Annotated in this window: 21 protein-coding genes; 6 read left to right on the forward strand and 15 right to left on the reverse strand. The window is 58.6% G+C overall.

From position 1 onward, the window contains the following. From HHJ06_RS09610 to HHJ06_RS09650, 9 genes are all read right to left on the reverse strand, one after another. Nucleotides 1-2,478 (reverse strand): tetratricopeptide repeat protein (locus HHJ06_RS09610; RefSeq protein ID WP_215429140.1); only part of this gene is annotated, 2,478 nt, incomplete at its 3' end. Beyond that, complete coding sequence (locus tag HHJ06_RS09615) at nucleotides 2,475-3,137, reverse strand: toll/interleukin-1 receptor domain-containing protein (RefSeq protein ID WP_215429142.1); 663 nt, start codon at nucleotides 3,135-3,137, stop codon at nucleotides 2,475-2,477. The genes HHJ06_RS09610 and HHJ06_RS09615, both read right to left, overlap by 4 nt. Before the next feature lie 398 nt (nucleotides 3,138-3,535). Further along, complete coding sequence (locus tag HHJ06_RS09620) at nucleotides 3,536-4,099, reverse strand: DJ-1 family glyoxalase III (RefSeq protein ID WP_102721115.1); 564 nt, start codon at nucleotides 4,097-4,099, stop codon at nucleotides 3,536-3,538. A 63-nt stretch (nucleotides 4,100-4,162) separates the two neighbouring features. After that, nucleotides 4,163-5,203: a biotin/lipoyl-containing protein gene (locus HHJ06_RS09625; RefSeq protein WP_215429143.1), complete on the reverse strand. Its 1,041-nt coding sequence runs from the start codon at nucleotides 5,201-5,203 to the stop codon at nucleotides 4,163-4,165. Nucleotides 5,204-5,288: 85 nt separating this feature from the next. Continuing rightward, nucleotides 5,289-6,437: an N-acetylglucosamine-6-phosphate deacetylase gene (gene nagA / locus HHJ06_RS09630; RefSeq protein ID WP_215429145.1), complete on the reverse strand. Its 1,149-nt coding sequence runs from the start codon at nucleotides 6,435-6,437 to the stop codon at nucleotides 5,289-5,291. Further along, nucleotides 6,434-6,748: a hypothetical protein gene (locus HHJ06_RS09635; protein ID WP_215429146.1), complete on the reverse strand. Its 315-nt coding sequence runs from the start codon at nucleotides 6,746-6,748 to the stop codon at nucleotides 6,434-6,436. The genes nagA and HHJ06_RS09635 overlap by 4 nt, the downstream gene beginning before the upstream one ends. Before the next feature lie 26 nt (nucleotides 6,749-6,774). Further along, nucleotides 6,775-7,368: a peptidylprolyl isomerase gene (locus HHJ06_RS09640; protein ID WP_215429148.1), complete on the reverse strand. Its 594-nt coding sequence runs from the start codon at nucleotides 7,366-7,368 to the stop codon at nucleotides 6,775-6,777. A 156-nt stretch (nucleotides 7,369-7,524) separates the two neighbouring features. Beyond that, nucleotides 7,525-8,868 (reverse strand): MFS transporter, encoded by a 1,344-nt coding sequence (locus HHJ06_RS09645; RefSeq protein WP_215429149.1) that lies wholly within the window; start codon nucleotides 8,866-8,868, stop codon nucleotides 7,525-7,527. Nucleotides 8,869-8,872: 4 nt separating this feature from the next. Next, a complete protein-coding gene (locus tag HHJ06_RS09650) occupies nucleotides 8,873-10,345 on the reverse strand; it encodes a carbon starvation CstA family protein (RefSeq protein WP_215429151.1) in 1,473 nt (490 codons plus the stop codon). 329 nt (nucleotides 10,346-10,674) lie between these two features. Between HHJ06_RS09650 and HHJ06_RS09655 the strand changes: the two genes are divergently transcribed. The 3 genes from HHJ06_RS09655 (at nucleotide 10,675) to HHJ06_RS09665 (ending at nucleotide 16,896) form a co-directional block, all read left to right on the forward strand. Next, a complete protein-coding gene (locus HHJ06_RS09655; RefSeq protein WP_215429152.1) occupies nucleotides 10,675-11,436 on the forward strand; it encodes a PEP-CTERM sorting domain-containing protein in 762 nt (253 codons plus the stop codon). Nucleotides 11,437-11,760: 324 nt separating this feature from the next. Further along, complete coding sequence (locus tag HHJ06_RS09660; RefSeq protein WP_215429155.1) at nucleotides 11,761-12,471, forward strand: PEP-CTERM sorting domain-containing protein; 711 nt, start codon at nucleotides 11,761-11,763, stop codon at nucleotides 12,469-12,471. Nucleotides 12,472-12,840: 369 nt separating this feature from the next. Then, a complete protein-coding gene (locus HHJ06_RS09665; RefSeq protein WP_215429157.1) occupies nucleotides 12,841-16,896 on the forward strand; it encodes a sulfatase-like hydrolase/transferase in 4,056 nt (1,351 codons plus the stop codon). A gap of 369 nt (nucleotides 16,897-17,265) precedes the next feature. Here HHJ06_RS09665 and rbfA read toward each other — a convergent pair whose 3' ends face one another. From rbfA to nusA, 3 genes are all read right to left on the reverse strand, one after another. After that, entirely contained in the window at nucleotides 17,266-17,643 is a 378-nt protein-coding gene (gene rbfA / locus HHJ06_RS09670) for a 30S ribosome-binding factor RbfA (RefSeq protein WP_215429159.1), read from the reverse strand. Between the two features lie 144 nt (nucleotides 17,644-17,787). Next, nucleotides 17,788-19,845, reverse strand: coding sequence for a translation initiation factor IF-2 (gene infB, locus HHJ06_RS09675; protein ID WP_215429161.1), 2,058 nt, complete (start codon nucleotides 19,843-19,845; stop codon nucleotides 17,788-17,790). A 41-nt stretch (nucleotides 19,846-19,886) separates the two neighbouring features. Next, nucleotides 19,887-21,182 (reverse strand): transcription termination factor NusA, encoded by a 1,296-nt coding sequence (gene nusA, locus HHJ06_RS09680; RefSeq protein ID WP_215429163.1) that lies wholly within the window; start codon nucleotides 21,180-21,182, stop codon nucleotides 19,887-19,889. A gap of 254 nt (nucleotides 21,183-21,436) precedes the next feature. On the opposite strand from nusA, the gene HHJ06_RS09685 reads away from it, so the two are divergent. Both HHJ06_RS09685 and HHJ06_RS09690 read left to right on the forward strand, forming a co-directional pair. Further along, complete coding sequence (locus HHJ06_RS09685; RefSeq protein ID WP_215429165.1) at nucleotides 21,437-22,198, forward strand: exodeoxyribonuclease III; 762 nt, start codon at nucleotides 21,437-21,439, stop codon at nucleotides 22,196-22,198. Nucleotides 22,199-22,237: 39 nt separating this feature from the next. Continuing rightward, a complete protein-coding gene (locus HHJ06_RS09690; protein ID WP_215429167.1) occupies nucleotides 22,238-22,858 on the forward strand; it encodes a non-canonical purine NTP pyrophosphatase in 621 nt (206 codons plus the stop codon). 19 nt (nucleotides 22,859-22,877) lie between these two features. Here the strand turns inward: HHJ06_RS09690 and HHJ06_RS09695 are convergent, their stop codons facing one another. From HHJ06_RS09695 to HHJ06_RS09705, 3 genes are all read right to left on the reverse strand, one after another. Further along, nucleotides 22,878-24,041, reverse strand: a complete 1,164-nt coding sequence (locus HHJ06_RS09695) for a hypothetical protein (protein WP_215429169.1) — start codon at nucleotides 24,039-24,041, stop codon at nucleotides 22,878-22,880. Nucleotides 24,042-24,053: 12 nt separating this feature from the next. Then, complete coding sequence (locus tag HHJ06_RS09700) at nucleotides 24,054-24,896, reverse strand: DUF2167 domain-containing protein (protein ID WP_215429172.1); 843 nt, start codon at nucleotides 24,894-24,896, stop codon at nucleotides 24,054-24,056. Between the two features lie 83 nt (nucleotides 24,897-24,979). Next, nucleotides 24,980-25,555 (reverse strand): class I SAM-dependent methyltransferase, encoded by a 576-nt coding sequence (locus HHJ06_RS09705; protein ID WP_215429174.1) that lies wholly within the window; start codon nucleotides 25,553-25,555, stop codon nucleotides 24,980-24,982. Nucleotides 25,556-25,717: 162 nt separating this feature from the next. Here HHJ06_RS09705 and HHJ06_RS09710 point away from each other — a divergent pair, with 162 nt between their 5' ends. After that, on the forward strand, nucleotides 25,718-26,632 hold the full coding sequence (locus HHJ06_RS09710; protein WP_215429176.1) for a DUF362 domain-containing protein: 915 nt from the start codon (nucleotides 25,718-25,720) through the stop codon (nucleotides 26,630-26,632). The last annotated feature ends 23 nt before the right edge of the window (nucleotides 26,633-26,655 follow it).

Consider the following 26,655-nt stretch of genomic DNA (forward strand, 5'->3'; position numbering starts at 1 on the left):
TGGAAGTGCCTGGTTGTACCGTCCCTGACTCTCGTACAGTCCTGCCAGATTGTTGTAGCTGGTAGCGGTGTCCGGATGCTCCTCGCCGAGCGTCTTCTGCCGGATTTGGAGCGCTTGTTGATAGAGTGGAAGTGCCTCGTCGTACCGTCCCTGGCTCTTGTACAGTCCTGCCAGATTGTTGTAGCTGGTAGCGGTGTCCGGATGCTCCTCGCCGAGCGTCTTCTGCCAGATTTGAAGCGCCTGTTGATAGAGTGGAAGTGCCTGGTCGTACCGTCCCTGGCTCTTGTACAGTCCTGCCAGATTGTTGTAGCTGGTAGCGGTGTCCGGATGCTCCTCGCCGAGCGTCTTCTGCCGGATTTGGAGCGCTTGTTGATAGAGTGGAAGTGCCTGGTCGTACCGTCCCTGGCTCTTGTACAGTCCTGCCAGATTGTTGTAGCTGGTAGCGGTGTCCGGATGCTCCTCGCCGAGCGTCTTCTGGAGAATTTGAAGCGCCTGTTGATAGAGTGGAAGTGCCTGGTTGTACCGTCCCTGGCTTGCGTACAGTCCTGCCAGATTGTTGTAGCTGTTAGCGGTGTCCGGATGCTCCTCGCCGAGCGTCTTCTGCCGGATTTGAAGGGCCTGTTGATAGAGGGGGAGCGCTTCGCCGTACCGTCCCTGGCTTGCGTACAGTCCTGCCAGATTGTTGTAGCTGTTAGCGGTGTCCGGATGCTCCTCGCCGAGCGTCTTCTGCCGGGTTTGGAGCGCCTGTTGATAGAGTGGAAGTGCCTGGTCGTACCGTCCCTGACTCTCGTACAGTCCTGCCAGATTGTTGTAGCTGTTAGCGGTGTCCGGATGCTCCTCGCCGAGCGTCTTCTGCCGGATTTGGAGCGCCTGTTGATAGAGTGGGAGCGCCTCGTCGTACCGTCCCTGGCTCTTGTACAGTCCTGCCAGATTGTTGTAGCTGGTAGCGGTGTCCGGATGCTCCTCGCCGAGCGTCTTCTGGAGAATTTGAAGGGCCTGTTGATAGAGGGGGAGCGCCTCGTCGTACCGTCCCTGGCTTGCGTACAGGAAAGCCAGATTGTTGTAGCTGGTAGCCGTACTTATGTGATTTTCTCCGTACTTATTGATATCTATATCCAATATTCGTTTGCACAATATTTCCGCTTTTGAATAGGAACCTGTATATTGAAGCAAATAAGCTATCTCTTTTAAGAAAGCAATTTCCGATGGCGTATCATTTAAACAGATTCTTTCCGCGATTGATTCTGCAAGGGGCAAATATTGCTGGCATTCAAGAGGAGAACCATGATCAGGAATGGTTAAATTCTCCCGACATCCCTCAAGAAGGCCTTCATGCTGTCCCAATTTGGGTTTCCGGGCGTCCCGGATGAATTGGGAGAACACGGGATGCATCTGGTAACAGTACCGTTCTTCGTCTCGAAACCATCCTTTTATGCGCTGCAACCATCCTTTTTCATATAATTTAAAAAAGGGATTGGGAGGGGCCGTGTCTCCAGCATCCGACAACAGCCATGCTTCGCAGGTATTGTCAGGCAATGGCATATACGGGAACAGGGAAAACGCTTCCAGGATATTGACTTCCCCTTTGCTCATGTTCCCCAGGGAAAACAATTTTTCATAAGCTTCCTGGATGACGACGGTTTCACCGTCATCCTCAAAGGTGAGACGGAATTGGCAATTTTCCAGTTCGTGTCTTAATTTACGGGGAGACCATCCGTGGCAGTAGGCCGTTCTGGCCAGCAGTTCCACAGTCAGCGTATGGTTGGCCGCCAGTTGCTTAATGATATAGTCCAAGTCCGATTCCTCTTCCAAAGTGCGTTCTTCCGTGATGCTCCGGTAGATGTGGCGGCAGTTTTCCAGGGGAAGAACTCCGATCATGATGGGTTTAAAGACTGTTTGCATGAAGGATGCCCTCCGGGATGTCAGAATGACAGTACCCGGAATTTCTCCCAACCGCTTTAGTCCTGGATCCTCTTTTGAAGTCCGGTTGACGTTGTCCACGAACAGGAGCAGTTTCCCTTGGGATGCCAGATGTTCCAGTTCCCGCCATGCGGCTTCCTGGTTGTATTCCGGTTGTCCCTGTTTTTCAAACTTGAGGCAGGTGACTAGGCTGCTGTCCATGTCACCGTCATATTCCACGTAGCCGATGTGTTGGAAAGGAACAGCTTTATTGCTGGCATGCCTGGTGATGTATTCTTCACACAGCTTGAGGCAAAGATGGGTTTTTCCGATGCCTCCCATGCCGCTAACCAGCACGGCCTTGTTTCCTTCATTAATGAGCTGGCGTAAAATCTCCAGTTCTTCCTCCCGTCCGGTGAAGTAGGACACCGGTTTGATGCCGGCCCGGTGTGTGACGATAAAGTCTCGTGGTTTGTCACGGGAAATGACCACGGTGGTGTGCTGGTCGCCCCCTATGTAGTTTCCTTCGATGGAGACTTCTCGCAACGTGTTCCGAATATGGTTTTCTTCCCTAGTCATGCCAGCCTCCTTTCCTTAAGGAAGGACTCAATGCGTTCCACAGTGTCTGCAAGGTCGGGATTGTTCATGTCTGCTACCGTAGCCAGGAATTCTCCCATGGATTCACCTATTCTTCTGATATGCCGCAGATCTTGAGCAAGTTCGGCTTTGTTTTCTTCGTTCTGTATGCTTCGAACTCTTTCATCCAGCTTACGGTATTCTTCTTCCCAGTAGGAGATATAGGCTGCCTTTCCTGCCGGCTGGTAGATGCTAGGTTCCAGTACAGCGGGAAATATTCTTTCCCGGTAAGATATTTCTTTCATGATTTCCAGCACTTCATACATGCAGTTGCGGGATTTCAAGTAGGCGTCGCTGACCAGCAGCACAGCAATATCCTGTTCACGGATAGTGTCCATGAATGCCCGAATACTTTTCCATGGCCCGATATCCCGGATGTCCCTTTTGACCAACATGCCAAGAACGGTCAGTTCCTGCTCTAAACGGTCTGCTTCTTCCTTGTTGTTCCGGCAATAGGAAAGAAAAATGGTTGGTTCGTCGGTACTGTTTTCCTGTTGAGCAGAGTGGATAGAAGAATCGGTCCCCCGGTGAATCTGATTGCCGCCGACGTAGTTTCCACCAATCGTGACATTCTGAAAATGGTTATGAATGTGATCTCCCATGCGTATATGACTATCTTTTGATTAATTGATAATCTATGGCATGAGACAAAAATATGCAATGAAATATTAGGTTGTTCCTATGAGAAGAGGCTATGGATCGGGAATTATTCCCTGAATCGTGGAATCCTCCCGGATTTGAAAATGACCTTGCTTTTCTTAAGAAAAATTCCCTTGTGGTTTACAGGATGAAAAAAGTATATGGGAAGAATTTTTTCTTATCTCAGGGAATTTGTCAGTAAAGACTGTTTCTTTCCTCTTCAATATTTTTCACCTCTGCATATCCTGGAGGAGAGCAGTGTCTTTTCCTCTTGCCGTGCTCAGTCTCTTTTGCCAGAAAAGGCAATTTTTGGCCGGGATGCAACCGTAAGAGAGTCCATCCGGGGCCAGTACCCACGGTTTTACAGGCCTGTATAGCACATCTGCTCCTTGAGCTGGGCCACCTGGAGGTCTTCTCCCAGGTATTCCCCGATGCAATAGCCGAAGAGCATGGCGGCTCCGGGGCCGTTGGCGGTGAGCATGTTGCCGTCCAGAACCACGTTTTCATCCTTGACGATGTGGGCTCCGGCTTCGTTGAGTTCCCGGTAGACGTCCTGGGCCGGGTAGGCCGTGACATTCTTGTCCTTGACCAGGCCGGCTTTCGCCAGGACGATGGGGGCGGCGCAGATGGCGGCCACCAGCTTGCCCGCGGCATGCATTTTTTTGACCAGATGGATGACTTCCGGCGTGTCCCGGAGCACCCAGGCGCCTGCGCCGCCGGGCAGGATCAGGGCGTCCAGCTTGTCCGCGTGGAGCTTGTCCAGCATGGTGTCCGTGGTGACGGTCACGTCATGGGTGCTGACTACCTTGTCAGACTGCACGCCGGCCAGCTGCACGTCAAAGTTCAGGCGGCGCAGGATGTCCAGCGGGGCCATGAGTTCTATTTCTTCAAATCCGGGGGCGGCAAGAATGGCGACTTTTTTCATGGTTAATGAGACAAGAGGAGGGAATGGAACGTTCAAGGAAAAGGGGGCAGGATGCCGGCAGCCCTACAGGAGAAGCAGGACCGGATTTTCCAGCAGGGTCTTGAATTCTGCGGCGATCTTGGACGCCTTGCATTCCGGCAGGATGTTGGCGTTCACGTACAGCGTGACGGGAAGGATGAGCTTGGAGACGGGGCGCCCCGCTTCTATGCCCGTCTTGGGCGTGGTGCCGCCGATGCTGATGATGCTGTGGGGCATTTCCGGGAGCACGGTGCGTTGGGCTTCCACGTTCACGCCGCTGTCGCAGAGCAGGATGTTCGGGGAAATGCTGCCCGTGGGGGGCGGTCCTGCGGCAGGGGCGGCCAGCCGTTCCATGGCGATGTTGTAAATCGTTTTGCCCGAGGCATTTTCAATGAAGACGTATTTTTCTCCCTTGTCCAGCACCATGAGCAGTTCCGCTGCGGCGTCTCCCGCCAGCCATTCCGGCTCACTGATGCATGCTTTCACCGCGGCGCGCACCACGTAGTCAAAGAGGCTGTAGCGGCCGCCGATGAGTTTTTCACACTGGACGGCGATGGGCGTGCTGATGGCGGCCAAATAGGCCATATTGGCCTCCAGGGAGTACAGGTAGAAGTTGTCCACGCGTGTGGCGTGGCGCGTATCCCTGGGTGCCAGCGGGGTCTGCACCCGGCGGGCCGGGCCGCTTGCGGGGCGTATGGCGGCGCGCACGTCCACGGCCATGATTTTGCCGTGCGGGCCGGTGCCTTTCAGGGTACCGGGATTCAGCCCTGCTTCCGCGGCCAGTTTGGCGGCCAGCGGACTGCATTTGACGGGAGGGCACGGCGGGCAGTCGCAGGAGGCCGCGCCGAATTCCGACTGAAGCAGCGCAATGGGCGCGCCCACGGCGGCGGAACCGCCTTCCGGCACCAGGATTTCCGTCAGGGTTCCGTCCTCGCATGCCTGGAGTTCCACGTGGGCCTTATCCGTCTCAATGTCGGCCAGGTGGTCGCCGACTTCTACGAAGTCTCCTATCTTTTTGACCCATCTCAGGACGATGCCTTCATGCATGGAGTCGGACAGGCGGGGCATTTCAATGGTAATAGCCATGGAGGTGAATGTTGAACGTTGGAATACGGTAAGGGGGGATGGCGCGCCGGAGGGGTTCCGCCCCGTCCGGCGCGCGGCTGCGCGGTTACGCGCTGTATTTTTCCACGCCGTCGATGAACACCCGGGAGGTATTGAAGTCATCGTCCAGCAGAACCATGTCAGCGGTGAAGCCGGGGGCGATCTTGCCCAGGCCTTCCAGGCCCAGGGACTGCGCCTGGTTCCAGGAGGTGGCCTTCACCAGCTCGCTGAGGGGCTTGCCGGTCAGGCGGTGCACGTTTTTCAGGCCGTGGGCGTATTTGAGGGTGCTGCCGGCCAGGGCGCCGGATTCCTGAAGGCGCGCCACGCCGTCTTTCACGATGATGGGCAGGCCGCCCAGGTCCCCGGGGCCGTCCGGCATCCAGGAGCAGGCCAGGGAGTCCGTAATCATCATCATCTGGTCCGTTTCCTTGTTCTTGAACACGGTCTTGAGCATGTCCGCGCAGAGGTGGATGGTGTCGCAGATGATTTCAATCTTGATTTCCCTGTCCAGCAGGCCGGAGCCCACCAGGCCGATTTCACGGTGGTGCAGGGGAGACATCTGGTTGCAGTAGTGGGTCAGGTGCACGAGACCCGCGGATTTGGCCTTGTTGAAGTCCGCATGGGTGGCGGCGCTGTGGCCCGCGGAGCAGCGGATGCCGTTGGCGGTGGCCTTTTCAATGAATTCCACGGCTCCGGGCATTTCCGGCGCCAGGGAGACCAGCAGAACCTTGGCAATGGAGTCTAGGTTGGCTACTTCATCATAATCCGGCTGGCGCACGAAGGCGGGGTTCTGGGCGCCGCAGCACTTGGGATTGATGAACGGCCCTTCCAGGTGGATGCCGGGCGTCTTGGCGAACTCCTGATTCTTCATGTATTCCGCCACGGAGGCGCACACGTCTTCCAGTACCTTGGGAGACAGCGTGAGCGTGGTGGGCAGCCAGGAGGTGACGCCTTCCTTCATCTTGCATTCCGCAATGGTGCGGAGGCTTTCCAGCTTGGCGTCACAGGTGTCGCAACCGCCGGCGCCGTGGCTGTGGATGTCAATAAAACCGGGAAGGAGCATCTTCCCTTCCGCGTCCACCACCTTGTCTGCGGCGGGGAGCTCGCTCCCGGCGGGGTAGACGGCGGTGATGGTCTTGCCTTCGATTTCCACGGCAGCCCCGGGCAGGTCAATGCCGGGGGAGATGATGCGTGCGTTTTTAATGAGTGTTTTCATAAAATGGATGAATGGTTGATTAATGGAGTCCGTATAGCGGTTTGAATGGATGCGGAATTATTGTTGAGCCTGTTTTTGAAGATGGCAAACCATGACCACTTGCGGCAATGCGGACAACGCCCGAAGTTCCTTTTCCGTCCCGCTGACTTGCGGAGAATGCCGTACTTGCCAAAGGGTTCTTCCATGCCGCAGTGGTTGCTGCGGATGATCCAGCCGGGCGCTCTCCGTTCCCATTTTTGCAGGTTCTCCGGCGTCGCTTCCACTTCTTCCGGAGTGAAAACCTGCTCAAGGAACCGTTTGAGAATATTCATGCGGGGCTGGTACCGGTATGCCTGGTTTATTTGGCGGCGTCCAGCGTCTTGTTCCACTGGGCCACGCGGGCGGCTTCCGCCTTCAGCACGGCGGCCGCGGCGGTTTTGTCCAGAATACGGATGTCCTTGATCTTGTCTCCGCGGACGATGGAGTTGACGATGTTCTGGCCTTTCAGCACCTTGCCGAAGATGGTGTGGCGTCCGTCCAGGTGGGGCGTGGCGACGTGGGTGATGAAGAACTGGGAGCCGTTGGTGCCGGGGCCTGCGTTCGCCATGGAGAGCACGCCGGGGCCGTCATGCTTGAGGGACGGGGAAAACTCGTCTTCAAAGCTGTAGCCGGGACCGCCCATGCCCGTGCCGGTGGGGTCGCCGCCCTGGATCATGAAATCCGGAATCACGCGGTGGAATGTGATTCCCTTGTAGTAGCCCCTGTTGATGAGATTCAGGAAGTTGGCTACGGTAACGGGCGCCTTGGAGGGATAAAGCGCCAGTTCAATGTCACCCTTGGTGGTGGAGATGACGATGTTCACGTCCTTGAGGCCGGCAGTGGAGTCCGCAGCTGCGGAAAATCCCGCCAGAGCGCACAGGGAGCACAACAGAAGGGTAAGGTACTTTTTCATGGCTTCTTGTTTCCCCTCTATGTTGCCTGAAGAAAAGCGGGTTTGCAAGTAAATCGCGCGCCCTGACGGGAGAATGGCGCGGGTCGCCGCCTTCCGGGAAAGAATTTTTCCTGAAAGAAGCCTGCCTGAAGATTACTCCCTGATAACCAGCAGATTTTACCTTGATCCATGAATGACGCGGGAAAAACGGAAGATCAGCCAGGCCATGCCCAGGCTCAGGATTCCCATGACGACGAATTGCCAGGAAGGGGGAATCACCAGCATCATGGCGTATTGGAATCCGACGGCCAGCAGGCCCAGCACGCAGTCCACCAGGTTGCCCGCGGCAATCATGTCCCCCCGCTTGTCATTGTCCGCGCGGTCCTGGAAAAAGGCGTTCAGCGGCACCAGGAACAGGGCTGCGGAAATGCCCGCCGCCATCAGCAGGGCGTAAAAGATGTGGGAGGTCATGGAAACCGTGGACAGGGCCACGCAGCTGGCCGCCATCAGCGCGCCTCCCGTCACGGAGACGTTCATCCGGATGTGGCGGCGGCAGATGACGGAGGCAATGATGCCGCCCAGCACCGTCCCCCCGCTCATCCAGGCCATCAGCATGGCACCCACGGAGCTGAAGTCGTCACTGCCTCCGGAGATTTCCTTGGCCATCTGGATAGTCATCAGCATGACCGTGCCGCCGAAGAACCAGAAATAGCCGATGCCCATTTCACTGACGCGCAGGTTCCGGTTTTTCCACAGCTTGCCCAGCTGGTGGAAGTGCTCGTAAAACAGGGACCAGGAGAAAGGCCGGAATCCTTCCGGAGCGTACCGGGGCAGGGTGAAGCTGGAGATGGCCACCGGAATGGCCAGGAGCAGGAACACCAGGCACGGGAAGGAGGCGGCATACCAGCCGTCATTAAGCCCGGAGGGTTTCAGCCATGCGTCAAACCACCGGAAGAAATCCGTTCCCAGCCAGTGGTGCCAGACTGTGTCCGTGGAAGGTTCCAGCAGGTAGCGGAACCAGACGAATACGCCAATCTGGCCGATGAGCAGGCTGAGGATGGAGGCCATTTCCACAATGCCGCTGGCGAATCCCATGCGGGAGGTGCCTACGATGTCCTTGACAATGCCTTTCTTGGAAGGGCTGAAGATGGTGGCCTGCACCGCAAAAACGCAGAACCACAGGATGGCCCCGTGCAGGTTGTGGGTGCGCAGGCTCCAGTACATGCCCGCCAGCACGCATATCTGGAGCACGGCCATGGATTGGATGATGCGCGCCTTGCAGAAGCGGTCCGAGAGCCAGCCGACGAACGGGGAGAACAGGATGAAGGGCAGCACGATGATGGCCCCCAGCGGATATTCCAGGTCTCCCTGGGTGCCGTACAGCCACACGCCCAGCGGAATCAGCAGGAATTGCGCCCCTTTTTCATTAAAGGAGTTTTGCGCCTGGATCAGCACCAGCCGCCAGAAGGCTCCCCATGGAACTTTGCTGACGTGTCCGGGCGTATGGGGGGGATGGCTCATGAAATCACAGGTTGGGTTCTTCCGCTTCTTCCAGTCCGGAGCCGCGGAACAGGCAGAGCACGCCCAGGACGGCCACCAGCAGCACGCTGGCGATCAGGGAGGCCTCATAGCTGAACCCGCACATTTCCGGGCTGGAGAACAGGTACTGGAGCACTACCAGGCTCAGGAAGGCGGCGGGAACGGCAGCGGTCCAGTAGCAGAGGTTCCTGCTGCGCAGGTAAATGGAGACGGCCCAGAGCGTGGCGGCAGCCAGGAGCTGGTTGGCCCAGCCGAAGTACTGCCAGATGATGGCGTAGTCCATGCTGCTCACGGCGATGGCGGCGGCAAAGAGGGGAATGGCGATCATCAGGCGGCGGCCCAGTTGTTCCTGGTTCAGCTTGAAGCAGTCCGCGATCATCAGGCGCGTAACCCGCAGGGCGCCGTCCCCCGTGCTGATGGGGAGAATCACTACGCCGATCATCACCAGGATGGATCCTGCGTGGCCCATCCAGGATTCGGAAATCATCTGGATGGCCAGCGCCGGGGCCTTTCCGTTGGCCGTAGCCATTCCCAGGGCTTCCGGGGAGCCGTAGAACGTCAGCGCGGCGGCGGCCCAGATAAAGGCGATGATTCCTTCCGTAATCATGGCGCCTCCGAAGACGGGCAACCCTTCCCGTTCCGTCTTCAGGCAGCGCGCCATCAGCGGGGACTGCGTGGCGTGAAAGCCGCTCACCGCTCCGCAGGCGATGGTGATGAACATGACGGGGAACAGCGGGAAATCCGCCGGATGGCGGTTATGGAAAAAGTCCAGGTCCGGAAGTACCTCCATGCGGGGGATGTGCATCCAGTACGGCATGAAATCCGCAAAGGGCGCCAGAAGCATCACGCCCAGAATTCCCGCGACCATGATAATCAGGGCTACGGAGAAAAGGGGGTATACTTTTCCCATGATGGCCTGGATGGGGAGGATGGTGGCCAGAAAATAGTAGCCGAAGATGATCCACACCCATGCTGAAACGCTCCAGCCCGTCATGGGGGCCAGGATGGCGGCGGGACCCACGGCGAAGACCACGCCCACCAGCACGCTGAACACGATGCAGACGGCGCGGCTGATCCACTGGGCCTGGCTGCCCAGGTAGCGGCCCAGGATTTCCGGCAGGTTCTCCCCCTTGTGGCGCAGGGATATCATGCCGGAAAAATAATCGTGCACCATGCCGCCGAAGATGCAGCCGATGATAATCCACAGGAGTGCGGCCGGACCGTACAGCACGCCCATGACGGCGCCGAAGATAGGGCCCAGCCCCGCAATATTCAGCAGCTGGATCAGGAATACGCGCCAGCGCGGCATCACCACATAATCCACGCCGTCCGTGCAGGCCACGGCGGGAGTCTGCCGGGAGGCGTCCGGCCGGAAAATCTTTTCCAGCACCCGTCCGTAGGTGAAATAACCGGCCGCCAGGATCAATATCCCCAGGATGAAGTAGCAGTAACCGTTCATGTTGGAAAAAGTGCCAGCCCTCTCATGGACAGGCTGTCCGTTCGGGGAACTTAACTGTTCTCCCCTCTTCTGGCAAGCCGTTAGTGAAAAAGAAAAAAATACGGAACGGATTGCCAATCCGAAAAAGAAATCAGGCGCGGTTTTTTATGCATAGAGATATGGCTTTATGAATTTTATGATGATTTGAAATTCCCAAAAAAGAGAATCCTATCCGGAGATGGGCCGGAGCATTGATTCTCCTAAACATCTTGTTTTTATCATTTATTGTTGACTTCGGATTGGCAATCCGTTAGAGAATAAAAGTTACTTCCATCCAACCTCTCCTAGTTATGAAGAAAACATTGATACTCATTGCTTCCCTGGCTTTAGGAACGGCGGTTTCCCAGGCTGCGGTGCTGTGCTCCACTACTTTCAACCGGACCGGCACTTCCCTGGATACCGTTACAGTAAACACGACATCCGATGTGGGACTTACTTCTTCCACCTCCATCAGTTCCGGAGACTTCAGCAAGAGTTCCACGGGCAATGACCTGCTGGCTTCAGGCTCCATTCCGGCGTCCGTGTTTTCTCCCAATGCCAATGTGGGAGGTACGGGGAACAATACGTGGAGCGTTTCCTTCACGTTCACCAATACCGGCTCCCAGGATATGGTGATTTCTTCCATTGACCTGTCCGTGATCGGATTCACGGGGGCGGGAGCAGCCCAGAATGGCGGCGGCGGTGTGGCCAATAATGATTATGTGGGCGGATACGACGGCAATTTCAACAAGCCTGTCGATATGACTCTCTCCATTGACGGGCAGGCTGACCAGACCCTGGCCTATAACGGCTCCACGGCAGCCAACGGCACCACCGGCGCATGGACCGGCATTCATACGGGAAGCTTCAATTACAACGACTTTCTGCTGAAAGCCGGGGAATCCCTGACCATCACCATTACGGCTTCCAACAACAGCGCTTATAACAAGGGCTGCTTTGCCGGGCTCACCGGAATCCAGATTAACGGTGAACTTCTGGTTCCTGAACCTGCCACGGCTTCCCTGGGTCTTCTGGGGCTGGCCGTTCTGATGATGCGCCGCCGCAGAGTCTGAACGCTTCTTTTTCGTCCCGTCCTGTCGAATAGCCAAGCTTTTAGAACAGGTTCTTTGGTGCTCTGCATCAAAATGATGGCACGGAAGGCGAATTAAGAATCCGGTGTCAACGTAAAATTTTAAAAATGAACCCGTTTTATTCCGCCAACCATCTCTAAAAAGAGAAGGAGAGGTATCGTTCCTTTTCACATTTAAAAGAGTATAAATTTCATTATCAACAAATTATATCTTTATTCAGTTCAAAAAATACTTTCAGAATTCTTAATTCGGTAGAGAAAATTGAGTTCATTCCTGGAATCTTAAATAATCTAATCTGCCAAAACCATGAAGAAAACATTCCCTGTCATTGCTTCTATTCTTGCGCTTGCCGGTTCAGCCCATGCGGCTATCGTGTTTGACTATCAGGCGAATCCCCAGACGGCATCTGATCTTTATCGGCCTGACGTTACCGGTGCTCTTCTGATTAGCCAGACATTTACCGGAGTCTCCTCTCAAAAGACAGGTTCCAACTACGTTAATTCCTTTCTGAGCCCCAATGCGAATGTCGGCACCGGAACTCCATGGAGCGTCACTTTGTCCTTCACCGTGACGGAAACCGTCACCGTGGATTCCATTGCGCTTAATCTTTTTACGTTCAATGCTTCCAATGCGATTCAGAATAATGACCGCGGAGGTGCCTATACTTTTGATCTAAAGCAGAATGGAGATGTTCTGGCCAGTTGCTCTAATTCCAACCTGACTTATGCGGGTACGCAGGATGGCACGGCCGGCAGCTCTCAACAAGCCAGTGTAGATACGCTGGGGCAACGTGGAGGTTCTTCCGGCGTTCGTGAGGAAGGCATGCTGGACAAGGCGGTGGTTCTGTCTACCGGTAATACCTATACCATTGAAATTTCCCTGAACAGAGGTTCGGAAACGCAGGGATATTTTGTTGGGCTGGGAGCCCTTGAATTGAATACGGTTCCTGAACCGGCCACAGCTTCCCTCGGTCTTCTGGGGGTGGCTGCGCTGATGATGCGCCGCCGCAGACTTTAAAGTCCATGCCCCCTGAAACCTTTAATCAAGCCGTCGGTTTTTTTGAAATTGGCGGCTTTTTCATGTTCAGTTAGCAGAATTTAACACTTTTTAATATTTAATATCAATAACCAACATGATTCTTAAGGCAGTTCGCTCTTTGGCGTGATGCCCCTTGAGTCACCTTTTCGCCCGCTTGCCATGTTCCTGTACCGTTTCTTATCTGTTCTTGTTCCTTCTTTATTGTTTCTCGCGCCAGCCAGGTCTGCCGCTGATGAATATGTTTGGAAAGGTGCCGCGTCTCCATGGTCAAACGAATCCAACTGGAGCCTGAACGGCGGTGCGCCGCCGGCTGCTCCCGGGGCATCCGCTTCCGCCTACACGCATTGGATGGTTACGAACGGGACCGATTCGGCCGGCGTGACCAACATAGGCGGCTTGGGGACCGGAGGGCGGTATTTGAAAGGCATCCGGGTAGCGGGAATTAACAACCAGCCCGGGGGAAAGGTCCAGCTCTTCGTGCTGAATACTTCTTCCGGCGTATACCTGCGCGTGGAATCCGGCGGCATCACCGTGGAAAACACGAGCACGGGCGGGTACAATGCGGACTTCGGCATTGCGCAATTGCGCATAGCCGCCGATCAGGAGTGGAACGTGGCGGAAGGCCGTTGTTTTTATGTGGGGCTGGATGAGGCCGCCCCCTCCGGCGGACTGTATTCCCTGACCTCGGAGAACGATGCCCCCCGGCGCGTAACGCTGACGGGTTCCGGTGCGGTGCGCGTGGGGGAAGGATTGCTGCTGAACAATATTTCCAGCCTTGTCGGCTTTGTGATGAATGCCGGGAAGGGAACGCCCACGCTTGACCTGGCGGACCGGGGCATGAACAATACGATTACCGTGGAAGACGCCGCGCGGCTGGAAGGCATGTCCCTGTACCAGGGTTCCCTGGTGACGCGGGAAAAAGCCGCCGTGACATTTTCCGGCACCACGGCCAGGGCATCCGGCCAATGGAACATTGGCGCGGAGACGGCGTTTGCCCTGGAAGACTCCACGCTGGACCTGACGGAAACGGGCGTGGACGGGAACGTGACGCTCTCCGGAACCTCCGGCATTACCGGTGACAACGGGGTGCTGAAACAGACCATTCTGGATGACGCCCAGGTGACCTATGCGGACAGGCATGTCAAGGCAGGCGAAATCCGGAGCGTAGGGAAAAATGTAACGATTACGCTGAACAATTCCTCCATCCGCTTTGACGGAGAAATCCCGGCGGTGAACCTGGTGGTGCAGGGCAGCTGCACCCTGGGCGGCAGCGGGGCCTTCACCGGAACCATTACCTATGCGCCGGGGGGCGCCCTGGCGTTGGACGGGGATATATCGCTCCCCAGTTCCTCCCTGACGCTGGGGCGGCTTCATGTGTCCCTGCTGGACGGCGTGCCGCAGAGCACGGCCGTACAGCCGGAAAATCCTTCCCAGCAGGCGCAGGAATACGTCGTTCTGTTTGATTCCTCCTTTGAAGACCTGATTGCCGCGTGGCCGGGCAGGCACACGCTGGGCGTGCAGTTCAAGCCGGAGATGGCCGCTTCCATCACCGTGAAGGAACTGCCTAAGGGGGCGGTTTCCTGGCACTATGACTCCGCCGCCAAACTGCTGACCCTTGAGACGGACGTGGCGGTGAAGCCGGACATGCCGGCGCATGTTTCCGGCTCCAGGCCCAACATCATCTTTGTGCTAGTGGATGACATGGGCTGGGGGGACCTGAGCGTCAACTGGACGCAGCAGGATAAAAACGGGCGCCAGGTGACGCGCAGGAATGAGTTCAAGACCCCGACCCTGGATACGATGGCTACGGAAGGCATGCAGCTCCGGCGCCATTACAGCGCCGCTCCGGTGTGCGCTCCGGCGCGCGCCTCATTGCTTCTCGGCGTGCACCAGGGCCACTCCCGCGTGGTGCGTAACAACACCTTTGACTACCCCATTGAAAACTCCCACACCCTGGGAACGCTGCTGAAGGGCGCGGGTTACCACACGGCGGCCATCGGGAAATGGGGCGTGGGCGGCGGAGGGCAAAGCGGCAAGGGGCTGACCGGAGCGCCCCATATGCGCGGGTTTGACTACTTTTACGGAATCATCAAGCATCTGGCGGGCCACTTCCACTATTTGACGGCGGGTTCCCAGGAGATTTACGAATATGATGACCAGTCCGCAGCCCCGGCGTGGACGAGCGTCAGCGCCAAGGTTCCCGGCACCGCCTATGATACGGACCTCTTCGGCGCCCGGGCCAAGCAGTGGATTATGGAGCACCATGAAAAGGCCCCTTCACAGCCTTTCTTCCTGTACCTGGCTTTCCCCGCCCCCCACGGCTGCCTGTCTGCTCCTGCCTGCGCCTATCCGGAGGGATTGGGAAAAACCGGCGGCCTGCAATGGGAGAAGAAAGACGGCTATGAAGCCTGCAACACCGCCGCGAACGGCTGGACGGGCGTGCAGGGAGATTTTGGCCCGGATACGTACATTTACCCGGAACACGCGGTTTTCGGCAAAACGGAATCCCGCCACGCCACGATGATCCGCCGCGTGGACGATGTGCTGAAGGATATGATCCAGCTGCTCAAGGAGCTGAACCTTGACAGCAATACGATGATCGTGTTCACCTCCGACAATGGCCCCCACAATGAAGGAGGGTCAGGCAATTACGCCAACGGAGCGCAGGACCCCCAGTACTTCATGAGTTATGGAATGATGGACGGCATCAAGCGGGACTGCTGGGAGGGCGGCATGCGCGTGCCTGCGGTGGTGCGCTGGCCCGGAGTGGTTCCCAGCGGGATCAGCCTGGGCGCCAGCCAGTTCCATGACTGGATGGCCACCTTCGCGGATGTGGCGGGGGTACCCGTTCCGTCCCGCTGTGACGGCGTTTCCCTGCTGCCCACGCTGGTAGGCGTTCCGGAACGCCAGAGAACCGGCGTCATTTACACGGAATATGCCTACGGCGGAAATACTCCGGGTTACAGTGACTTCCTCCAGGCCCACAGGAACCGCGGCAGGCAGCAGCAGCAGATTGTGTTTGCGGACGGTTTCAAGGGCCTGCGGATGGGCAATGCCGCTCCCGCCACGGACTTTGAAATCTATGATACGGAAAAGGACCCGCAGGAGGCCAACAACCTGGCTTCCTCCCGTCCGGACCTTCAGGAGAAAATGAAGGCGCAGGCATTGCGCATGCGCCGTTCCTCCCCCGTCACCGCCACAAACTTTGACGCCGGTTATATTGCTCCCGTTACCGCGCCCGCCGGCCTCCGCCAGGGCAGGCTGCACTGGCGCGCCTGGAACCGCGCCTTTGACTGGGTGCCGGACTTCCGGCAGCTGGAGGAGGCCCCCGCCGCCACAGGCGCGACGGATGCCCTTGACGTGCTCAATGTCAAGGCGGGTCCTTCCGGCCAGAAGGGTGTGGAACTTGCGGGCTACCTCACGGTGCCTGCCACCGGGGAATATAAATTCTACCTCCGGACGGACTCCAATGCGGGGAGCAAGGCCTTCGTGCATCTGCACGATATGCAGCTCATTGATGCGGACTATGCCTATACGCCCGGAACGGAGGCCTCCTCCAATGCACGGGAAGGCGTTTCCAGCGATGTGCAGCCCAACGCCGTCCAGACGGTGAAGCTCACGGCAGGGGTGCACCCCATCCGGATCGGCTACGTGGGGAACGGGACGGCTCCGTCCCTTTCCCTGCAATGGGAAGGCCCGGAAACCAACGGCAAGGAAGCCATTCCCGCCAGCGCGTTCTCCTATGAATACGTAAATCCCTTCAATCTGGACAAGACGGAAGAGGCTGTGGGCGCGGCCGCCGTTCATACGGCGCTGACCGTGCAGACGCAAATGCCCTGGACGGTCTCCTGTGACCAGCCCTGGGTTGCGGTCAATCCTTCTTCCGGCTCCGGAACTGCCGTGCTGGATATTGCGGTGGAGGCAAACGGACAGCAGGCGGAACGGACGGCTGTCGTCACCGTAGCATGTGACGGTGAGCAGAGGACGTTTACGCTGAACCAGGCGGGGAAACCGGCTCCCACGGGCTACGACAAGTGGAAGCAGGACAACTTCCCGGATGGAACGCCGGACGACCAGATGGCTCCGGATGCGTGCCCCGCCGGAGACGGCGTCACGAACCTGATGAAGTACGCAACGGGATTAAACCCCAACAAACCCTGCGGGAGCGTGACGGAGCTGACTATCCGGGAAGAAGACGGTAAAAAATACCTCGTGCTTTCCTGGCCGGTGAATACGGAAGCGACGGATGTGACCTTCAGTGTGGAAAGCTCTGCCGATCTGAAGACATGGGCTGAGGAAGAAACGGTCGTTCCGACCGGCGCGCGCGGTGAATTCCGTGATACCGTAGCGGTGGAGGAAAGCGCCCCGGTGCGCCGGTTCCTGAGGTTGAAAGTGGTGAGGTAAGGAGGAATCATTACCGTGGAGGGAAAGTCCTTCCACGGTATCCTCTGATAGCCGTGGCGCCGGGACGGAGTTTTGAATCGTCCGCCTTTCAAATTTACCCATCCTGCGGGCTTCCTGCCGTGCGTTCCGTCCGGGTAGCGGGGACCTTGTAAGAATTCCCCTCCTCTCCGCTTGGGAATATATTCATCCATGAAGGCCGGGTAAGCCCGGTTTCCCGGCCCTTGTAAACCCTTCCCATGTTTTTCACAGGGGAGTTGTAGCGTAAAAGTCCAGGGACCTTTTCAGGCTATCAAGTACAACGAGCTTTCAGGAAGAGAATTCCCCCCGGCTCACTTCCCTGAAGGTAAAGAACTTTCCGTCCGGGGAGCCTTATTCCTCTTCTTCTCCCGGTTCCGCAGCCGGAGCCTTGGGAAGGTTTTTGTCAATGTCTTCCAGAAGGTTGACCAGGTCCACGCCGCGCTGGGCGGAGTTGTCCAGCCTGAAGGTCAGGCGGGGGGTATTGCGCAGCACCACGCGCCTGGCTACGGCGGACTGGATGAGCCCATGGCGGGAGTTCAGTTTTTCCAGCACTTGCGCGGGGGACATTTTTCCTACCACGCCCACCCATACTTTTCCTTCCTTCAGATCATCCGTCACTTCCACTTCAATGACGGTGACAATCGTGCCGGGGAATTCAAAATCCCGCTGGATGGTGGTGCCTATTTCCCTGCGGAGGAGTTCATTTACCTTGTCAGTGCGTCTGCTCATATGAAGAGATAGAGTGATGGATGGACCGATTGGTTCAATCGGAAAGAGAAGAATGAAGGAGAAAGGACAGGGATGGAGCTTCTTTGAACGCCCGGAGGGGCGTGCAAGGGGCGTCCATCCCTGTTGATTTGGTTCCGGTTTAGGTTACAGTGTCTGCTGGATTTTTTCCAGCGTGTAGCATTCGATGACGTCGCCTGCCTCGTATTCGTTAAAGTCGCCCAGGCGGATACCGCATTCCAGGCCGGCCTTGACTTCATCCACTTCATCCTGGAAGCGGCGGAGGGTGGACATCTTGCCGTCAAAGACGGGGGTCTTGTCGCGGATGACGCGCGCTTCACAGCTGCGGAGGATTTTGCCGTCCTCCACCATGCAGCCCGCTGCACGGCCCTTGTTGAGCTTGAAGACCTGGAGCACTTTGGCGTGGCCGATGATGGTTTCACGCGTTTCCGGTTCCAGCAGGCCCAGCATGGCGTCCCTCACCTGGTCGATGAGTTCGTAAACGATGGAGTACAGCTTCACCTGCACGCCTTCCCGCTTGAGCAGTTTCACGGCGTTGGCTTCCACCTTGACGTTGAAGCCCAGGATGACGGCGTCCGAGGAGGAGGCCAGGAGCACGTCCGATTCCGAGATGGGACCGGCGGAGGAGCTCAGGAAGATGCATTCCACCTTGTCGGACTGGATGTCCAGAATGGCTTTCTTGATGGCTTCCACGGAGCCCTGCACGTCCCCCTTCAGGAGGATCTTGAGCTGGGCTTTCTGGGTGCCGTCTCCCATCATGGCGAGCAGTTCTTCCATGCGGGCCTTGCGGGGCTGGGCCAGGCGCTGCTTGCGCAGTTCCTCCTGGCGTTCTTCACCCAGTTTCTTGGCGGCGCGTTCGTTTTCCATTTCCACGAGCTCGTCGCCCACGTTCGGGGTTTCGGAGAAGCCGGTGATTTCCACGGGCATGCCGGGGCCTACCTTTTTGACGCGTTCGCCGTGGTCGTTGACCAGGGCACGCACCTTGCCGGCGTACGGGCCGCAGATGAAGGGCATGCCTACGCGGATGGTGCCGCTTTCCACGATGGCCGTGGCGGAGCTGCCCGTGCCGGGTTCCACGCGGGCCTCAATGATGGAGGCGCGGCAGTTGGCCTTGGGGTTTGCCTGGAGTTCAAGCACTTCAGACTGGAGGACAAGGAGGCCGAGAAGGTCGTCAATGCCGTCTCCGGTCAGGGCGGAGACTTCCACGCATTCCACATTGCCGCCGAAGTCCGTGGGGACCAGCCCTTCTTCCATCAGGCCGGTCTTGGTCTTGACGGGGTCTGCGGCCGGGAGGTCGCATTTGTTGATGGCCACGATGATGGTCTTGCCGGCCGCCTTGGAGTGGGCGATGGCTTCCCGCGTCTGGGGCATGATGCCGTCATTGGCGGCTACTACCAGCACCACGATGTCCGTCACGTCCGCGCCGCGGGCGCGCATTTCCGTGAAGATGGCGTGGCCCGGAGTATCCAGGAAGGTGAGGGTGCTGCCGTTGTAGTCAACCGTGTACGCGCCGATGTGCTGGGTGATGCCGCCGGCTTCCCCCTTGGCTACGCGCGCCTTGCGGATGTAGTCCAGCAGAGAGGTTTTGCCGTGGTCCACGTGGCCCATGACGGTGACGATGGGCGTGCGCAGGATGAGGGTGGCCTTGGGCTCTTCCACCACCGGCACGGGTTCCGGCTCCTTGACCGGTTCCTGCTGGGCCTTGACGCCGCCGCCCTTTTCCCGTTTTTCACGGGCGAAGGTGTAGCCGTGCAGGTCGCAGATGGCGCTGACGGCGTCCGCGTCCAGCGGCGTGTTCGGGTTGGCGAAGATGCCCATGCCCATCAGGTCCTTGATGATCTGGAAGGGCTTGGCCTGGAGCATGCCGGCCAGCTCGGAGACGGAGACGGGCGGCTTGAGGTTGATGATTTTACCGTCCGCGGTTTCTTCCTCCCGGGGTGCAGGCGCAGCAGGTTCTGCGGCGGAAGCGGCCTGGACAGGGGCGGGAGCCGGTTCGGAGGGAGCGGGCTTGGGCGCTTTTTTCTTGGGGCCGGAAAGCAAGTCGAGAGCTTCTTTCTTGACCGGGGCAGGGCGGGAGGGCGCCGGTGCGGGTTCCGGCTGGGGTGCGCGTTTCTTTTTGGGAGATCCGCCGATCAGATCCAATACTTCCTTTTTGGGTTCGTTCTCTTCTTGTTTATTAGGCATCTTGATTTAAGTTTGTTAGGTATTGAGCGCCGCGCTCAATGTTATTGGGAGATGAGGTCCCTGGCCTTGTCCAGAATCTGGGCGGCTTCCTCTGCGGGAATGCCCATGCTTTCCGCGATGTCGGAAGCTTCAAATCCGGTGAGGGCCGTCAGGTCCGTTCCGCCCATGGTCACCAGGCCCATGGCGGTTTCTTCCGGGATGTCCAGTTGTTCGCTGAGGGTCTTGGCGGCGGCCTGGCATTGGCGCATCACTTCCTCGGCAGCGGCCTGGTTCTGGCGTTTTTCCTCTTCCTGGACGTCAAAGACGCGCACCTGGACGTCCCAGTTCATCAGGCGGGAGGTGAGGCGGGCGTTCTGGCCCCTGCGGCCGATGGCCTTGGAGAGGTCCTTGTCGTCCTGGACGATGACGAAGATTTTCTTGGCTTCCTCGTCCACGGTGATTTCCCGCGGTTCCACGGGGCTGAGGGCTTCCCGGACAAAGACGACGGGGTCTTCCGTCCATTCCAGGATGTCCACTTTTTCATTGTTGAGCTCCCGCACGATGTTTTTGACGCGGGCTCCGCGCATGCCTACGCATGCCCCCACCGGGTCCACCTTGTCGTCATGGCTGATGACGGCCACCTTGGTGCGGTAGCCGGCTTCACGGGCAATGCCGTGGATTTCCACGGTCTGGTCGCCTATTTCCACCACTTCGGATTCAAAGAGGCGGCGCACCAGGTTCGGATGGCTGCGGGAGAGGATGACTTCCGGGCCGCGGGCTTCCGTGCGCACCTCCACCACGTAGAAGCGCATGCGGTCGCCGACGCTGTAGTCCTCGTTCGGGACGCGTTCGCGGGAGGTCATGACGCCTTCAAATTTGCCGAGGTCCACAAAGATGTCCCCCTTTTCAAAACGGCGGATGGTTCCCGTCACCAGATCCCCGGCGCGGTCCTTGAACTCGTCGTAAAGCATTTCCTTTTCCGCGTCCAGCAGCTTCTGGAGCATGGTCTGGCGTGCGGTCTGGACGGCGATGCGGCCGAACCCCTTGGGCGTGATGTTGGTGGGCAGCAGGTCGTGCAGCACGGCGTTCTGGTCCAGCTTGACGGCCAGGGAAAGGGGGATTTGGTTGAACTTGTCGGAATATTCTTCATCCGGCACCACTTCCAGATCGGCAAAGATGCGCACCTTGCCTTTGTCCACATTGATTTCAGCCCTCAGGTAGTTGATGCTGCCGGAGCCGGGAACCATTTTGCGGTAGGCAGAGAGAAAGGCGGATTCCAGAGCGAGAAGAATTTTTTCACGGGAGAGTCCTTTTTCCCTCTCGTAGTAGTCAATCAAAGCTTTAATATCGTTTGTCATGAGTGTGGAGGAGTGTGATGGATAGACAAAAAAGAGCGGGTCGACAGACCCACTCTCGAGTGTCTCTCGGGGTGTTTGCCTATCTAAGTAAGCATGGGGGGGCGGCCTTGGCAAGAAAAAACACATGTTCTATGCGGCATGCAAAAGACTGGGGATGATTCCGGAAGGAGGATTTCCAGCAGGGCGCGCGGAGGGCGTTCCGCAGGGTGGTTTGAGGACTTGACGGAGCCGCCAAAAACGGGAAGTATGCATCCATGAAACTCGTCTCATGGAACGTGAACGGATTGCGGGCGATTCTCGGCAAGAGCATGGGGGCCGCCATGGACGCGCTGGCGCCGGATATCCTCTGCCTTCAGGAGATCAAGGCGCGTCCGGAGCAGGTGGACGACCTGTGGCTTTCCTCCTGGCCGTACCAGCTTTGGAATCCGGCGGAAAAACCGGGTTATTCCGGGGTGCTCACCTTGAGCCGGGTAAAGCCCGTCTCCACGTCCACGGGCATGGGCTGGCCGGAGCATGACCGGGAGGGGCGCGTGTGCACGATGGAGTTTGAAGGATTTTACCTGGTCAACTGTTACACCCCCAATTCCCAGGGGGAGCTGGCGCGCCTTCCGTACCGGGAGCAATGGGACGCCGTGTTCCGCAAGTACGTGGCGGGATTGGCGGAAACCAAGCCGGTCATTTTCTGCGGGGATTTGAATGTAGCGCACCAGGAGATAGACATCACGGAGCCGGAAAAGAACCGTTTTTGCGCCGGGTTCAGCGACCAGGAGCGCTCCGGCTTCACCATGCTGCTTGAGGCCGGGTTTACGGATACGTTCCGCGCCCTGCATCCGGGGGAGGAGAAGTGGTTCAGCTGGTGGCCGTACTGGGGGAAGGCCCGCGTCCGGAACGCCGGGTGGCGCATAGATTATTTCTGCGTTTCCAACTCTTTGGTTACCAAGGTGAAAGATGCGGCCATCCATCCGGCTATGATGGGGTCTGACCATTGCCCCGTCAGTATGGAGATTGACTGCTGAACGCCGCGTCCTCCTGTTAGTTAACCATATGGAAAATTCATGATGATGGAACAAGCATTGCCGCTGCTGGTGGTTGCCACGCGCAACGCCCACAAGACCGGGGAAATCCGCGCCATGCTGGCCGGAAAATGGGAGGTGAGGGACCTTTCCGACTATCCCCAGGCCCCGCCCGTGGATGAAACGGGAGTAACGTTTACGGAGAATGCCACGCTGAAGGCGCTTTCCGCTTCCAGATGCATTCCCGGCATTGTGCTGGCGGATGATTCCGGGCTGGAGGTGGATGTGCTGGACGGCCGCCCGGGCGTCTGGTCCTCCTCCTTTGGCGGGGAGGAAGGAAACCACGCGCGGAATAACCTCCGCATGATGGAGGAGCTCCGGCGCGCCGGAGTCAGGCCGGGGGACAAGCCCTCCGCCCGGTTCCGCTGCGTGATGGTGCTTGCCGGGAACGGCAGCGTGCTGGCGGAGTTTTCCGGTTCCGTGGAAGGCCATATGCTGACGGAACCCGCCGGGGAAGGGGGGTTCGGTTATGATCCGCTGTTTGTGCCGGAGGGCCATGACCGGAGTTTTGCCCAGCTCCCCATGGAGGTGAAGAACTCCATGTCCCACCGCGCCCGCGCCCTGGCGCAGGTGGTAGAGTGGATGAAGGAGCGCCGGGGCTGAACATTCCGCCGGGCCCCGGTCACGGGGAATTTTCTTCCCTGCCGCCGCAATCAGTTCCCTGCCTCTCCCGCCGGGCCGGGAGGGGCTGAAGAGGGATGACGGAACAGGCGGGGCACGTCTCCGCTTCCGTCCGGTAAATACCCAGGCACCGGGGGCAGTACCGCGTGCAGCCGTCCTTTTCCTCCCATTCCGGCTCTTCTTCCGGGGGAAGCAGTCCGCACCTGTCCAGATAGGAATGGAGGGCTTCGTATTCTTCCCGGGAGGCTTCCCGGAACCGCTCCGCTGCATCAGGGGAACATGCGCCCCGTGAAACGGGGTAGCGGCCTTCCCGGAGAAGGCGGGCCAGGAAGGAGCGCCGGTCCCGTTCCGGAAGCAGGGCGCAGGCCCAGGCCGCCGGATGATAGCGGCTGCCCAGCGGGAGGGAGAGCGCATGCGTCGCTCCAATGGTGCCGGGCGGATACAGCAGGAAGTGGAACAGTTTGCCCCACCGTTCCCCGCGGCGCTCCGGATACAGCTTCCGGTGAATGCGGAAGAATAGTCCGGAGATGCACCACCCCGTCAGGAAAATCAGGGCGGCGGAGAGCAGGAAGGCCGCTCCCGGCGGCAGCAGGTGGAAAAGCACCGGAGGCATTGCAAACATGACCGGAAGCTGCACCGTTCCCAGAAGGCGGAGGGGAAAGGTGCGCCGTTTCATCCGCTGAACGGCTCTTTTCACGCTTCCGGGTTGTCCGCGGAGGGCAAGGAGGGCGCGGATGGCGGCCGGGCGCGTTTCAGGTGGTGCGGAGATCAGGGCCTTCAACCGGTTCATGGCCTCTACGGCCCCGTACTCATCCTGGAACCGGGCAAAGGGAGCGCCGTTGATATAAAGCCGCGCGTTTTCCGCAGAAAGGGAGTTTATCTCCTCCCACCGTATTTCCCGGCCCGTCTCACGGTGAATGATTCCGGAAGGATGGAACAGCAGGGGCGCCGGAGAGCTGAGCACCGCCGGGCGCCATGGCGTCAGGGGCGGCAGTACGGCCAGGACTCCGTGCCGGACGGCCAGTCCTTTTCCAGCCGCCTGCGCCTGCCAGAAATGCCCGAACGGCCGGGGAAGGAACAGAAAGGAATCCCTCCCGGCAATCAGGCAGCACTCCACCAGGTAGAGTACGGCCAGGAGAAGAAAGGTGGTTTGTTCATCACTCATCCGCCGCGGACGTCAGGACTTCTTCTTCCTGAAGAATTTTTTAATGAGGGCTCCCGCCGCGGCCAGCCCGGCCACGATGAGCTTCCAGAATGACTTGAAAAAGCCGCCCTTGGCGAGCGCCGCCGCGCCTCCCCCCGCAACCAGGGCCATCAGGCCGTATTCCGCCACCTTGTCTCCGGAGCGGTACTCTCCGTACTTCTGCCCCGCCCGGAAGTCAAACCCCTTCAGCCATTCCCGGTAAACCGGCAGGTCCTGGGCAATCGTTTCCGGGGAAGTGACGAGGGTCACGGTCATGACTCCCTTGCGGCCCAGGATGCGGGTGTTGACGTTCAGGTTCTCCACGCCCTCGCTCTCTCCGGTGATGATCCATTCCAGATTATGAGTGGCTTCATCATAGTAGGGCTTCCTGTACCATCCCTTGATGTACATGGGGGCGGCCCCCATTCTGGCGCGTTCCTTGTTGGCTTCTTTCGTGCCTTCCCTGATGCTGTCCAGCAATTCGTCCGGATCCAGTTCATCCTTTTCATCGTCCTTCACGTAGCCCACCGGATCAAATTCAAAGATGGCAATGCAGGAATCTCCCGCCACGCTGCCCAGCTCCCCTCCTTCCGACGGGTTTCCCAGCCGCTTCATCAAGCGGGACGTATCCGTACCATTCAGGTAAATGCATTCCCCCGGAAGCCTCACTTCCGCGATGCTTCCCAGGCGCAGTATTCCGGGGCCCTGCCGGACGTTCAATCCTTCAAACGGGTTCCGGTCTTCCCCCGGCTCCTGGGCGGAGGCGGAACACGCCGCCAGCACGGAGAGCATGCAGGCGGCCACGGCAAAACTGCGGCGGATATAGTGGATAGTCATGCGGGCTACCCTACTCCGCCATGATTTGAAATCAAGCGGATTGTGACGGAGCGGAGAATTGTTGTCCAGTGTGGCGCGGAGGGTCAGTCCAGCCTGAAGGCGCAGACCTGGAAGGGCGCCGGGGAGCCGGTGTTCAGCAGCTGGTATTTTCCGGTGCGCCAGGTATGGTGCGGCAGGCGGGAAAGGAAGGCCTCCACGGCTTCCGCCTCCGCATCCCCTCCCTCATGGCCCGGATAGCACATGACGCTGAGAAGGCCGTTGGGCGCAATCAGGGCGGCGGCCTGTTCCAGAGCGGCCAGGGTGGAGTCCGTCCGGGTGACCGTCTTTTTATCCCCGCCCGGCAGGTAGCCCAGGTTGAAGACAATAGCCTTCACGGGGCCGCTGACCAGCTCCGCCAGACGGTCATGGCTGGCAAGATGGAGATGGACGGAGGGCGTGAGGAGCCCCGCTTCCTCCAGCCGCTCCCTGGTGGACCGGATGGCTTCCTCCTGCACGTCAAAAGCGTGCACGTGTCCGGCGGGACCGGCCAGGCGGGCCAGAAAAACCGTGTCGTGCCCATTGCCTGCCGTGGCATCCGCCACGGTATCGCCGGGATGCACGACGCTGCTGATCCAGCCATGCGCGCAGGTCATGGGGCGGCTGAGCAGGGAACATTTCATGACCGCGTTGTATAGGAGCCGCAGCCGTATGACAATTCGTTTATAAATTTCCGCGTAGAAGGAATGACAGGTTGTCTTTCCGCAGGACGTATGTTAGGAAAAGGCATAAAACCTTCCGCATGCTTCCGCAGGCTTGGGCAAACCATTGACTTCGCAAAGAAAATGACTGACAGACGTACTTTTTTAAAGGGGACTGCCGCCGTAGGGGCGCTTGCAGCCATCTCGGACATGGACTCCCTGTTCGCCCAGGAGGCCGGGGCCCCGGCTTCTTCCGGCATTCCGGACCTGGTGGCCGTCCGCAACGGCACCCGTGCGGACATGGTCCGGAAGGCCGTGGATACGCTGGGGGGCATGCAGGCCTTTGTCAAGCCGGGCCAGACCGTCGTGATCAAGCCGAACATCGGCTGGAACAAGGGGCCGGAATTCGGTTCCAACACCCATCCTGAAACCGTCGCCACGCTGGTGGAACTGTGCAAGCAGGCAGGGGCGAAGGAAGTCAGGGTATTCGACCACTGCTGCCACAACGGAGCCTATGAAGGCAGCGGCGTGAAAGAGGCCGTGGAAAAAGCCGGCGGCGTGATGGTGGACGGCGGCAACGAAGGGCAGTATGTGCAGACGGAAAACCCGAAGGCCAAAAAATTCACTTCCGCCAAGGTGCACAAGGCCGTGCTGGAAGCGGATGTCTACATCACCTGCCCCCCGCTCAAGCACCACAGCGGTTCCGAAATGACCGCCTGCATGAAGAACGTGATGGGCACCGTCTGGGACCGTGGCGCCATGCATAAGAACGACCTGCACCAGTGCATCGCGGACGCCGTGTACTTCCGCAAGCCTGACCTGTGCGTGCTGGACGCCTACATGCCCATGGTGCGCAACGGCCCCGTGGGGAAGGACACCAATGACCTGGTGGAGCGCAAGACCCTTCTGGCCTCCCGTGACATCGTGGCCATTGACGCCGCAGGCGCGGCCCTGCTGAACAAGGCCGGGAAAATCCGCCACGTGCAGTTGGGAGAGGAAATGGGGCTGGGCACCGCCGACCTTTCCAAGCTCAACATCCGCCGCATCAGCATGGCCTGAGGCGGCGGCCTCCTCCCGCGGAT

The sequence above is a fragment of the Akkermansia muciniphila genome, from assembly GCF_018709685.1.
GTDB classification, from domain to species: domain Bacteria; phylum Verrucomicrobiota; class Verrucomicrobiia; order Verrucomicrobiales; family Akkermansiaceae; genus Akkermansia; species Akkermansia muciniphila_E.